This is a genomic window from Bacteroides caecigallinarum (genome assembly GCF_016901995.1).
In the GTDB taxonomy this organism is placed as follows: Bacteria; Bacteroidota; Bacteroidia; order Bacteroidales; family Bacteroidaceae; genus Phocaeicola; species Phocaeicola cellulolyticus.
Genome location: NZ_JACJLE010000028.1, coordinates 1 through 11,907 on the forward strand (window position 1 = coordinate 1; position 11,907 = coordinate 11,907).

General features: G+C 41.5%; 10 protein-coding genes. 3 read left to right on the top strand and 7 right to left on the bottom strand.

Features of this window, described 5'->3' with window-relative positions:
• Positions 1-500: 500 nt before the first annotated feature.
• The gene (locus H6A61_RS08580; protein ID WP_204392872.1) at positions 501-872 is read right to left on the bottom strand and encodes a helix-turn-helix domain-containing protein; all 372 of its coding nucleotides are present in this window, start codon (positions 870-872) and stop codon (positions 501-503) included.
• 258 nt (positions 873-1,130) lie between these two features.
• Positions 1,131-2,357: a M16 family metallopeptidase gene (locus H6A61_RS08585; RefSeq protein ID WP_204392874.1), complete on the bottom strand. Its 1,227-nt coding sequence runs from the start codon at positions 2,355-2,357 to the stop codon at positions 1,131-1,133.
• Positions 2,358-2,559: 202 nt separating this feature from the next.
• Between H6A61_RS08585 and H6A61_RS08590 the strand changes: the two genes are divergently transcribed.
• Both H6A61_RS08590 and H6A61_RS08595 read left to right on the top strand, forming a co-directional pair.
• Positions 2,560-3,093: a TIGR00730 family Rossman fold protein gene (locus H6A61_RS08590; protein ID WP_204392876.1), complete on the top strand. Its 534-nt coding sequence runs from the start codon at positions 2,560-2,562 to the stop codon at positions 3,091-3,093.
• Between the two features lie 68 nt (positions 3,094-3,161).
• A complete protein-coding gene (locus H6A61_RS08595) occupies positions 3,162-4,082 on the top strand; it encodes a carbohydrate kinase family protein (RefSeq protein ID WP_204392878.1) in 921 nt (306 codons plus the stop codon).
• Here H6A61_RS08595 and mnmA read toward each other — a convergent pair.
• The 5 genes from mnmA to polA all read right to left on the bottom strand — a co-directional run bounded on the left by mnmA (position 4,054) and on the right by polA (position 10,825).
• Complete coding sequence (gene mnmA / locus H6A61_RS08600; protein ID WP_204392880.1) at positions 4,054-5,184, bottom strand: tRNA 2-thiouridine(34) synthase MnmA; 1,131 nt, start codon at positions 5,182-5,184, stop codon at positions 4,054-4,056. The two genes, H6A61_RS08595 and mnmA, sit on opposite strands and share 29 nt — an antisense overlap.
• A gap of 119 nt (positions 5,185-5,303) precedes the next feature.
• Entirely contained in the window at positions 5,304-6,218 is a 915-nt protein-coding gene (locus H6A61_RS08605; RefSeq protein WP_204392882.1) for a ketopantoate reductase family protein, read from the bottom strand.
• Between the two features lie 12 nt (positions 6,219-6,230).
• Positions 6,231-7,334 (bottom strand): redox-regulated ATPase YchF, encoded by a 1,104-nt coding sequence (gene ychF, locus H6A61_RS08610; protein ID WP_204392884.1) that lies wholly within the window; start codon positions 7,332-7,334, stop codon positions 6,231-6,233.
• Between the two features lie 168 nt (positions 7,335-7,502).
• The gene (locus H6A61_RS08615; protein ID WP_204392886.1) at positions 7,503-7,889 is read right to left on the bottom strand and encodes a DUF3836 domain-containing protein; all 387 of its coding nucleotides are present in this window, start codon (positions 7,887-7,889) and stop codon (positions 7,503-7,505) included.
• A gap of 152 nt (positions 7,890-8,041) precedes the next feature.
• On the bottom strand, positions 8,042-10,825 hold the full coding sequence (polA, locus tag H6A61_RS08620; protein ID WP_204392888.1) for a DNA polymerase I: 2,784 nt from the start codon (positions 10,823-10,825) through the stop codon (positions 8,042-8,044).
• A gap of 94 nt (positions 10,826-10,919) precedes the next feature.
• Here polA and H6A61_RS08625 point away from each other — a divergent pair, with 94 nt between their 5' ends.
• Positions 10,920-11,894 carry a polyprenyl synthetase family protein gene (locus H6A61_RS08625; RefSeq protein ID WP_204392890.1) on the top strand — a complete coding sequence of 325 codons (975 nt, stop codon included), beginning with the start codon at positions 10,920-10,922 and terminating at the stop codon, positions 11,892-11,894.
• Positions 11,895-11,907 lie beyond the last annotated feature (13 nt).

Sequence of the window (11,907 nt, forward strand, 5' to 3'; positions counted from 1 at the left end):
CCGCTCATGAGTAGAGCAGCCACGAGATAAGTCCATTTTCTCATACTGTTTCCTTTTTTAGGTTAATTAATAAGGTTATTAGTTTAAAGTTTTATCTTTAAGTTCGTTTTCTAGCAATAGGCAAAGTTGCGGGGGAACTTTGTATCTTAAATTAATTTTTTATTGTTTTTGGTCTTTCTCGCTTTTTATCATCGTGTTTCCCAAAATTATTAAATAATAATACAAATTGTTTGTCTATTAGTAAAATTTTATTGATTGATGTTTCATAACATATTTTCGTTGCAATAAATAATTAATTTAAATATTTTAGTATAAAAGTGTAATTTTTACGCTATATATTCAGATCTTTTTGTTTATGTGTTTTATGCAAGTATAGTTAAATGGTATTCCTTATTATGTCGAATTTTATGATTTGTATAATAATAAATATTAAAGAGTTGATGTAGCATGATGTCTTTAATATCATTATTTCTTTCTTGTTAGTATTAATAACAGTTTATTTATTTTTCGATGTTTTCCTTTCTCCATTTTGTAGGAGATGTACCTGTAACGACTCTGAATTGCTTACAGAAGTGTGCCTGGTCAGTATAGCCTGTCATTGAAGCTATTTGTCCGAGTGATGTATGAGGATTTTCCATGATAAGTCGTTGTGCTTCGGCAATCCTCATCTTGTGAATCCATGTATTGAAGTTTGTCTGATAAGTATCGTTGATATAGTTTGATATATAAGTACGGTTTATCCCCAATACTTTACCCAGTTTCTCTACTCCTATGTCGTGCATAAGGTATTCTTTATTTCTGACCCATTGATCTACAAGATTCTTTATTTTTTCCGAATCTTTCGCCTTGCGTACTTTGTTAACCTCACCCATAAATCTTTGATTTCGCTTTGTTTTCCCTTTGTTAAATTACTCCAAAATTAGTTTTTACTTTACTCTTTTACAAACGCGCTTTTGTCGATTTGTTACTATCCGGTCGTATCTGTGTACTATTGTGTAAAAATTTGCGACTATGTGGTAAAAACTTTTTTGAGGCGTGTTTTTCCGGTGCGAAAATTAATGATTTATTAACAAGAAAAAACCACCGAAAACCGTGATTTTGGGTGGTTTGTAATTTAAAGTGATATTTTTTTATTCATAAATCAGCGTAGATAGGCGTTCTTCGCTGAATATTTCATTGGATATTTCGAGAAGTTCTTTCGAAGTGATGCTTTCTATTCGCTTATAGACTTCTTCTTTTTCTTCGTAGCGGTTATAGTGAAGGAAGCATTTTCCCATGTCGAGGGCACAGTTCTCAAAATTGTCTGATGCCACTCCCAACTGTCCTATAATCTGCTTCTTTGCTGCCGAGAGTTGGCTCTCTTTCATCAGATTGTCTCTCAGTTTCTTGAGTTCCTTCCTTGTCAGCTCTATACAGCGGTCTCTGTCTTCCTGATCGCAACCGAAGTATATGCTGAACACTCCGGTGTCGGTGTATGATGTGAGGTTCGATTCTACGTTATATACAAGGGCGTTTTTCTCTCTGAGTACTACATTCAGACGGCTGTTCATTCCCGGACCGCCAAGTATATTGTTAAGCAGATAGAGGCCTGTCCGCCTGTTGTTATGTGCATCGTAGGCTCTTGTGCCTATCATGACGTGCGACTGATGGGTGTCTCGGCTCATAATGAGGTCGCGTGGAACGTAAGGCAGGGGAGAGGTACGTTCGCCTACAGGAGATGTATATGGTGTGATGTCGCGGGTAAGTTTTCCGATTGTATCTGTAACTTTCCTGAACGGGATATTTCCCAAGATGAAAAATACCATGTTGCCGGTCTTGTATCTGTTGCCTGTAAAGCGTAGTGCGTCTTCCGGCCCGAATCCTCTGAGGAGCTCCGGTTTTCCGAGAATATTTCTTCCCAGCGGATGGTCGGGAAATATCAGTTCCTCGAAATCGTCGAATATAAGTTCGGCAGGGCTGTCTTCGTAACTCTGTATTTCGTCTATTATGACTTCCACTTCTTTCTCAATTTGGTTCTCCGGAAATGTGCTGTGGAATACGATGTCTGTAAGAAGTTCGGCGGCACGCATGAAATGCTGTCGCAGGAAAGCACTATAGACAACTGTCTCTTCCTTGTTGGTATAGGCATTGAGGTCGCCCCCTACGTTTTCCATACGGTTGAGTATGTGCCATGCGCGGCGGTGTGTGGTGCCCTTGAACAGGAGATGTTCCACAAAGTGAGCTATTCCTTGTTCGTTGTCTTTTTCATCGCGTGTGCCTGCGTTTATGGCGTATCCGCAATAGACTACGTCGGTTGGGCTAGGACAGTGTATTATCCTCAGTCCGTTAGCAAGTGTATATGTAGATATTGTGTTCATTTTTAAGTTATTGTATGGTGCAAATTTAAGAAAGGTTTTTGTTATAAAAAAACGTGGGCACGTTTAAGGTAAAATGGACGCACGTTTTGATCAAAATGGACGCACGTTTAAGGTGAAATGGACGCACGTTTAAAAAAAATGTATCGGGCATGCGAAAAGTGTCGTTTTTTATCTCCATATTTGTAAATAAAATTCATCTGAAATGGAACATATAGCAGTATTCTGTTCTGCATCGCAGGACATTGATAATATCTATGCCGAAAAGGCACGCGAGCTTGGTGCCTGGATGGGTGATAACAGTAAAACTCTGGTTTATGGCGGTACAAGTTCGGGACTGATGGAGGAGATTGCCGCCGAAGCTAAGGCACACGGAGCTATGGTGATGGGAGTGGTGCCTACCATAGTGGAGGAACGCGGGAAGACCAGTGACCTTTGCGACGTGGTTTTCCGTACTGACAATCTGAGTGAAAGGAAAGACGTGATGTTGCGCGAGTCGGATGTGTCGATAGCATTGCCCGGAGGAGTTGGAACATTGGACGAGGTGTTCAGCGCAATGGCATCGGCTACTATAGGATACCACAGAAAGCAGGTGATTTTCTACAATATAAACGGATTCTGGGACGGAGTCATTGCATTCCTTGATGGACTGGAGAGGCAGCACTTTGCGCACTCGCCGCTGAAGAACTTTTATAAGGTGGCAAATTCGTTCGAAGAACTTGTGGAATTGATAAAATAAGATACTAGGGGACTTCGTCAACTAGTCTCTAGTCAACTAGTAACTATTTAACTTGTAAACTAAAAAAGATGCGAAAGATTATAGGTATAGGAGAGACGATACTAGATATACTTTTCAGAGACGGACAGCCACAGGCAGCTGTGCCGGGAGGTTCGGTGTATAACGGTATTGTGTCGTTGGGAAGAATGGGCATGGACGTAACGTTCATCAGCGAGACAGGTAACGACAGGGTAGGACAGATTATCCTTGAGAATATGCGTGAAAACGGTGTGAAAACTGACAGTGTGAATGTTTTTCCAGACGGGAAATCGCCCGTATCTCTGGCTTTCCTGAATGAAAGGAACGATGCGGAATATATTTTCTATAAGGATTATCCTAAGTTGAGGCTGGATGTAACGATGCCGGAAATAGGTAAGGACGATATACTTATGATAGGTTCGTATTATGCTATATCGCCTTTGCTTCGTGACAAGATTAAGGAAGTAATGGACAAGGCCAAGGATAATGGTGCCATAATATATTATGACGTGAATTTCAGAAGTAATCATCTGTCGGAGGCTATTAAGCTTATGCCTACAGTGCTTGAGAACTTTGAGTATGCGGATATTCTGCGCGGCTCTACTGAGGACTTCCAGAACTTGTTCAAAATAAATGATCCGGATAAGGTTTATAAGAATAACGTTGGTTTCTATTGCAAGAACTTTATCTGTACTGATGCCGATAAGGATATACACCTCTATACGGGTAATTTCAGGAAGGAATACGGAATTGAGCCAGTTGAAACGGTAAGTACCGTAGGTGCTGGCGATAATTTTAATGCCGGAGTGGTATATGGGCTTATAAAGAACAATATCGGGAAAGATGATTTGTCCGGTCTTTCTGAAAGCGATTGGGACAAGATAATACGCTGCGGCATTGACTTCAGTGCTGAAGTGTGCCGCAGTGTACATAATTCTGTTTCTAAAGAGTTTGCTGCGTCATACCGCTGACAATCTTCTTCACTTCGTTCTGGAAGGCAATGAAACCGCCTCCCAGAACGCGGTTGCCGTCGTAGAACACGGCAGACTGTCCCGGTGTGATGGCCGATGCCTCGACGCTGAAATGCACCATCAAGCGTCCGTCCTCCAATAGGGTAGCGGTGCATGGAATAGGCTTGCTTCTGTAGCGTATTCTTACCGATAGTTCTGGACATGTAAGAATCTCGTTTATGTCGGCAGCGTTGATATCCTCCACCAGCATGTATTCAGTCTTTAGCTGCTCGGTGTCGCCCAGCATTACAGTATTCTTTGCAGGGTTTATTTTCAGTACGTAGGCAGGTTTTCCCAGTGCTATTTCCAGGCCTTTGCGCTGTCCTATGGTGTAATAGGCAAAACCTTTGTGCTGACCTAATTTCAGCCCCTTGCTGTCAACAAACCACCCCGGACCTATCTTCTCGTCAATGTCAGGACAATGTTCTTTCAGGAAGTCTCTGTAGTCCTTGTCGATAAAGCATATTTCCATGCTTTCTCCTCCCTTGGCCTTGGCTTCGAAGCCTTTCGATGCAAGGTATTCCCTTACTTCTACCTTAGTCATTCCACCTAGCGGGAACATCATTCTGCGGAGTATCTCCTGAGGGAGTTTCCAAAGGAAATACGACTGGTCTTTTGTACTGTCATCGCCCGTGAGTATATATCTGTTGCCGTTTCTTTCCTCCATACGGCAGTAATGACCTGTTGCTATGTAGGCACAATTGGTCTTGTCAGCCCATTCGCACAATATCCTTTCCTTGAAAAGCGGATTGCACATAACGCATGGGTTAGGGGTGCGGCCACGCATGTATTCATCGATGAAATACTTCACTATCACCTGCCTGAATTCCTCGCGAACGTCTGCCACATGATGTTCTATACCCAGCTTGGCTGCCAGTGCTCTTGCTTCGAGCACAAAGTTAGGCTCTTCCTGGCCTGGGGTGGTGAACTGCGACGCTATGTCCCATGTGCGCATGGTTACGCCCACTACTTCATATCCTTTTTCCTGAAGCATGATGCACGTGGCAGAACTGTCTATTCCGCCGCTCATGCCTACCAGTACTCTCTTTTCTCTGTCTTTCATTCTTAGTGTCGTTTTTTTAAGTTGACGAGGTTTCAGTTACGAGTTGACAAGGTTCTCCATCCGGATGGTAACCTTGTCAACTCGTTAACTTGTTAACTTGTCAACTTGTCAACTCATAACTATTTTATGAACTTTTTTGCAACCTTATGATATGTATCGAGGTTTACTCCAAGCTTTTCGCCAAGGTCTATCATATCGAACAGCATTCCCTGTATCTCGGACTGATGTCCTCTGGCAATATCCTTCTGCATTGATGCCGTGCTGTGAGGATCGAGCTTGTCTATAACCTTCAGATTATATTCTACAGGGTCTTCAGGGAATACTACTCCAAGGCGACGGCCTATCTCAGCACTTTCGGTTGACAGGCCTTTAAAGGTGTCGCGCACTTCGCCTTCGTGCTGTACTTCGCCCATCGGCACATCGTGATATGCTCCTGTACAGGCCATGGCAGAAATGAATGCCCATTTGATGAATGTATCACGGTTTATATCGTCGGACACATCTACCTTAATACCGCATTTACGCAGCGTATCAGCTATTTCTTCCAGTCTTTCATGGGAAACACCCTGCTCCGGACGTGCCCCGAATACGAGGCGGAAAATCGTTCCCATCTGGGTTATTTCGCCTTCGCCGGATACGAAACCTACTATGTAGATACATCCGTCAAGAACTTTCACCGATGGGGCAAGACGACCTATTCTAGGACCTGTGCCATAGACATTAAGTATCGGAATAACCAGTGTGTCGGGTGTTGAGGCGCGCTCGAGTACATCTTTTATGGAATCGATGGAATATCCTTTCACGCATACAAAAATAACGTCAGCCTTGTCGTTGTATTCTTCAGATGTACAGGCTTTTACGCTCAGAAAATGTTCTCCTTTAAGATCGGATTTCAGGTGCAGTCCTTTGTCTCGGATTGCCTCTAGGTGTGCGCCGCGTGCTATGCAGGTGACGTCCTCACCGTTTAATGCCAAAAAACCGGCGATGCTGCCTCCAACGCCGCCGGTTCCTATGATTAGATATTTCTTTTGCATATATAATTGAGATTATACATTGAATCTGAAGTGCATGATGTCGCCGTCCTGAACTATATAGTCCTTACCTTCGACATTCATCTTGCCTGCTTCTTTTACAGCTGCTTCAGAACCGTATTTGATGTAATCGTCGTATTTGATTACTTCGGCACGGATAAAGCCTTTTTCGAAGTCAGTGTGGATTACGCCGGCGCATTGTGGAGCCTTCCAGCCTTTGCGGTATGTCCATGCTCTTACTTCCTGTACTCCGGCTGTGAGGAATGTCTCAAGGTCAAGCAGCTTGTAGGCAGCCTTGATGAGTCGTGTAACGCCTGATTCTTCCAGACCTACTTCCTGAAGGAACATCTGGCGGTCTTCGTATGTCTCAAGTTCGGCAATGTCTGCTTCTGTCTTTGCCGCGACGATAAGGATTTCCGCGTTTTCGTCTTTTACGGCTTCACGAACCTGTTCGACGTATTTGTTTCCGTTTACAGCGCTTGCTTCATCCACATTGCATACATAAAGTACAGGTTTGCTGGTGATGAGGAACAGTTCTCTTGCTATCTTCTGTTCGTCTTTTGTCTCGAACTGTACTGTACGTGCCGATTTTCCCTGTTCAAGGGCTTCCTTGTACTGTACAAGTACCTCGTATGTCTGTTTTGCAACCTTGTCGCCACCTGTCTGTGCCTGTTTCTGCACTTTCTGTATGCGGCTTTCAATAGTTTCAAGGTCTTTCAACTGAAGTTCGGTATCGATAATCTCCTTGTCGCGTACAGGGTCAACGCTTCCGTCAACGTGAGTTACGTTATCATCGTCGAAGCAACGCAAAACGTGGATGATTGCATCTGTTTCGCGGATATTTGCAAGGAATTTGTTACCAAGACCTTCGCCCTTGCTAGCTCCTTTTACCAGACCGGCGATATCAACGATTTCTACTGTTGTAGGAACGATTCGGTTAGGATTTATAAGTTCTGCCAGTTTGTTAAGACGTTCGTCAGGTACAGTGATTACACCTACGTTAGGTTCGATTGTACAGAATGGGAAATTGGCTGCCTGAGCCTTTGCATTAGATAAGCAATTGAAAAGTGTCGATTTGCCTACGTTAGGTAGGCCGACAATACCACATTGTAGAGCCATAAATATATTTAAGTTTTTTATTTTTAGATCTAAAACTCTGCAAAGGTACTTATTTCTAATAATATAACCAAAGAATGGTAGTCATATAGCAAAAAAAGGAGGTATCTTCCAAAGATACCTCCTAAAATTTAGAGAGATTTATGTTTACTGATTTTATCTGCTTGTTTTTTATTTATCCATTGTAACTGTCATGTCAGGAATAAGGATGAATGTACCCTTCTTGCTGTTCCATTTGTAGTATTCTGTTGTAACGCTCTTGTTGTCATAAGTATAACAGATTTTCAAGTCGTTTACCCAACTGTTGCTTTCAGCATTCCATTTCTGTGACAAATTTTCAGTCATCTGGTTATTTTCATCATATTTATAGTTGTACTTCATGTATTTAGTTAGCAGATTGTTATCCATCTTATAGACTGTTTCTGCAACTTTCACTCCGTCAACTTCTTCTGCGTTGTAAATCAGGTTGTTATTCAACTTTGCAGCTGAAATAGTAGCATTAGCGATAAAAACTGTTACAATTACTAACAAGGTTTTGATAAAATTCATAGCTTTCATATTTTTATTGTTTTAGGTTTAACTTACATTTTGTTCTTGATTGCGGTGCAAATATAGATGTTATTTTGATATGTTGTATAGTTTATCCCTAAAAAATAGCTATAAATTAGCAAAATGTTAGTTATTTAACTTTTATTTACAATTTAGATGAATTAGTGCGCTTCAAGCCAATTTTGACCCCAACCACAGTCTGCAAGCAAAGGTACTTTCATTTTGTAAGCAGCCTCCATTTCGGATATCACAATTTGCTGCACTTTTTCCTTTTCTTCTCTCAACACGCTGAAATTGAGTTCGTCGTGTACCTGTAGTATCATTTTAGACTTGATGCCTTCGTCCATGAAGCGTTTGTATATTCTTATCATGGCTACTTTGATAATATCGGCTGCACTACCCTGAATAGGGGCGTTAATTGCATTTCGTTCGGCATACCCTCTAACAACGGCATTTCTTGAGTTTATGTCAGGAAGATACCTTTTGCGCTTGAAAATTGTCTCAATGTAACCTTTGTCCCTTGCAGAACGTATGCTTTCGTCCATATAGGCTTTTACTTTCGGATAGTTTTCGAAATATCCGTCAATAAGTTCCTTGGCTTCTTTGCGATCTACATTCAGACGTTCCGCAAGCCCGAAGACAGAAATACCGTATATAATTCCGAAGTTCGCAGTCTTAGCCTTGCTTCTTTGCTCTCTGGTCACTTCGTCTATATTTATCTTATATATTTTGGCTGCGGTTGCCGCATGAATATCCTGCTCCTCTCTGAATGCTTCAATCATATTGTCGTCTTCACTCAGGTGTGCCATTATTCTAAGCTCTATCTGAGAATAGTCGGCAGAAAAGAATTCGCATCCGTCATCTGGGATAAATGCTTTTCTGATTTCTTTTCCGTCATCGTCTCTGACAGGAATGTTCTGCAGGTTAGGATTGCTTGAGCTTAATCGTCCTGTAGCAGTTACTGTTTGGTTGAAAGATGTATGTATCCTTCCTGTCTTCGGGTTGATAAGTTCAGGCAGTGCATCTACATATGTACTGAGCAGTTTTTTCAATCCTCTGTAGTCAAGAATTTTTTCTACTATCTGATGTTTGCCTTTCAGACTTTCCAGAACCTCTTCCGATGTTACGTATTGTCCTGTCTTGGTTTTCTTGGCTTTTTCTACAATCTTAAGTCTGTCGAAAAGAACTTCGCCTACCTGTTTAGGGGAAGATACATTGAATTCCATTCCTGCTAGCTTGTAGATTTCTTCTTCTATTTCGCGCATTCTTATGGTGAAATGTCTGGAAGTTTCTTTCAGGGCCTCGGTATCAATTCTCACTCCGTTTCTTTCGATGTATGCAAGCACAGGAACAAGTGGCATCTCTATTTCTTCAAACAGTTCTTTCACACCGTTAGTCTCAAGTTCCTTTTCAAGAATGTTTTTAAGTTTGAGCGTTACGTCTGCATCCTCGCATGCATATTTATATATATCGGTAGGGGAGAGGTCGCGCATGTTCCGTTGGTTCTTTCCTTTTGCACCTATCAGCTCTTCTATCTTTATGGTGTCATATTTAAGATATACTTCAGCCAGGTAGTCCATGCCATGATGCAGTTCTGGCTGCAACACGTAATGAGCAATCATGGTGTCGAACATCTGTCCTTTAATGCTGACTCCATAATTGCCAAGGACAATCATATCATATTTTATATTTTGTCCTACCTTTATGGATTTTTCATTTTCGAATACAGGTTTGAACTTATCGACGATTTTTTGAGCTTCTTCCCTGTCTTGCGGAACAGGAACATAAAAAGCCTGGTTTTCTTTGTAACTGAAGCTCATTCCTACCAGTTCTGCGCTCATTGCGTCGGTGCCTGTAGTCTCAGTATCTAGACTGATAATTTCCTTTGTAAGGATTATTCTTAAAAAATCGTTTATTTTATCCTCTGTATCAATGAGTTGATAGTCATAATCGGTGTCTTCAAGCCTTTTGAGACTTGAATTTTTCTGTTCTTCCGTATTGTCGTCGGCAAAAAATCCAAAGAGATCGCCTTGGAGTGCCTGTTTTTCGGGTGCCGGTTTTGCTGCCGGCTTTTTGTCGGATTTGAATACCCTTTCCAATAGGGTACGGAATTCCAGCTCCTCGAAAATGCTTCTGAGTTTTTCCTCATCCGGAGTTTCACGTTTCAGCGAATCCATGTCAAGTTCGATAGGAACGTCAGTTTTTATAGTGGCGAGGAACTTAGAGAATTTTATCTTTTCGACATTCGATTCTACCTTTGTCTTTATAGCCCCTTTCAACTGGTCTGTATGTTCAAGCAGGTTTTCTATGCTTCCGAATTCCGAGATAAGTTTCTGGGCGGTTTTCTCGCCAACGCCAGGACACCCCGGTATATTGTCTGACGAGTCACCCATAAGTCCAAGCATATCGATTACCTGACTGGTAGATTCTATATTGAATTTTGCTTTTACTTCTTCGATACCCATTATGTCGAATTCCTTGTCGCCATACTTAGGTCTGTACATGAATACGTTCTCGCTTACCAGCTGACCGTAGTCTTTATCGGGAGTCATCATATAAGTTGTGATACCTCTTTTGCCGGCCTCGGTGGCAAGTGTGCCGATAACGTCGTCAGCTTCGTATCCCGGAACTTCCAGTATAGGAATCTTGTAAGCTCTGATTATATCCTTTATAATAGGAACTGACAATCGTATTGCTTCAGGAGTTTCTTCTCTCTGTGCTTTGTATTCCTTGTATGCTTCGTGTCTGAATGTCGGACCTGATGGGTCGAAAGCTACACCGATATGGGTAGGCGATTCTTTTTTCAATACATCTTCAAGTGTATTTACAAAACCCAGGATAGCCGATGTGTTGAAACCTTTCGAGTTTATTCTGGGACTTTTGATTAATGCGTAATATGCACGGTAGATTAATGCGTAGGCATCGAGTAGAAAAAGTTTATCCATATAGTGTGAATTAATAATGAAATTTCATGTAAAAGTACAAAAAAATACCGTATTCCCCGTTTTATTATTACTTTTGTACGCTAATTTATTCCCGATGAACACAGTAGATATAATAAAACAACCTATTACAAATGAGTTGGAGGCTTTCAGAGAGCTATTCGTTTCGTCATTAAAGAGTGATAATCCGCTTCTTGACAATGTGCTTGCATATATCAAGAATAGGAGTGGCAAGATGATGAGACCGATATTGGTTATGCTTGTTGCCAAAGCTTATGGCGTTATAGATGATTCGGTAAGGCATGTAGCTCTGTCGCTTGAATTGCTTCATACGGCAAGTCTTGTTCATGATGATGTGGTGGATGAGAGTAGTGAACGTAGGGGACAGCAGTCTGTAAATGCTGTTTATAATAACAAACTTTCGGTTCTGGTTGGCGATTATATCCTGGCTACTTGTTTGAAACATGCCTCATTGACCAAAAACATCAAGCTGGTTGAACTGGTGTCCGATCTTGGTCAGGATCTTTCTTTGGGTGAAGTGATACAGTTGGCCAATCTTTCGAACAAGGAATTCTCAGAAGAAGATTATTTCAATGTAATACGCAGAAAAACTGCAGCGTTGTTTGCTGCTGCTGCAGAGTGTGGAGCAGTTGCTGTAGGAGCATCGGAAAAAGAGGTTGAATGTGCAGCATCATTTGGAGAGATGCTTGGTATTGCATTTCAGATAAAGGATGATATCTTTGATTATTTTGAAGATGAAAACATAGGAAAGCCTACCGGAAACGATATGGTTGAAGGTAAACTTACCCTGCCTGCAATATATGTCCTGAATAAGATGAATGATGAATCCTTGAATGCTTTGGCCTTGCGCATAAGAGGAATGAATGCCACCAAAGACGAAATCCTGTCGTTTGTTGAGACGGTTAAAAAAGAGGGTGGGATAGAGTATGCCGATAAGGTTATGCGTGACTATAGAAACAAGGCGCTAGACTTATTGCCTGAATATATACCACAGGATATAAGGCTTGCATTGACTGCTTATATTGATTATGTAATTGACAGAAAGAAATAAAAAAAGGACGGGA

Excerpts from the sequence above, each read along its gene's own strand:
- H6A61_RS08595 (WP_204392878.1), top strand. The coding sequence starts at position 3,162 with ATGCGAAAGATTATAGGTATAGGAGAGACGATACTAGATATACTTTTC.
- H6A61_RS08615 (WP_204392886.1), bottom strand. The coding sequence starts at position 7,889 with ATGAAAGCTATGAATTTTATCAAAACCTTGTTAGTAATTGTAACAGTT.
- ychF (WP_204392884.1), bottom strand. The coding sequence starts at position 7,334 with ATGGCTCTACAATGTGGTATTGTCGGCCTACCTAACGTAGGCAAATCG.
- mnmA (WP_204392880.1), bottom strand. The coding sequence starts at position 5,184 with ATGAAAGACAGAGAAAAGAGAGTACTGGTAGGCATGAGCGGCGGAATA.
- H6A61_RS08605 (WP_204392882.1), bottom strand. The coding sequence starts at position 6,218 with ATGCAAAAGAAATATCTAATCATAGGAACCGGCGGCGTTGGAGGCAGC.
- H6A61_RS08590 (WP_204392876.1), top strand. The coding sequence starts at position 2,560 with ATGGAACATATAGCAGTATTCTGTTCTGCATCGCAGGACATTGATAAT.
- H6A61_RS08580 (WP_204392872.1), bottom strand. The coding sequence starts at position 872 with ATGGGTGAGGTTAACAAAGTACGCAAGGCGAAAGATTCGGAAAAAATA.
- H6A61_RS08625 (WP_204392890.1), top strand. The coding sequence starts at position 10,920 with ATGAACACAGTAGATATAATAAAACAACCTATTACAAATGAGTTGGAG.
- polA (WP_204392888.1), bottom strand. The coding sequence starts at position 10,825 with ATGGATAAACTTTTTCTACTCGATGCCTACGCATTAATCTACCGTGCA.
- H6A61_RS08585 (WP_204392874.1), bottom strand. The coding sequence starts at position 2,357 with ATGAACACAATATCTACATATACACTTGCTAACGGACTGAGGATAATA.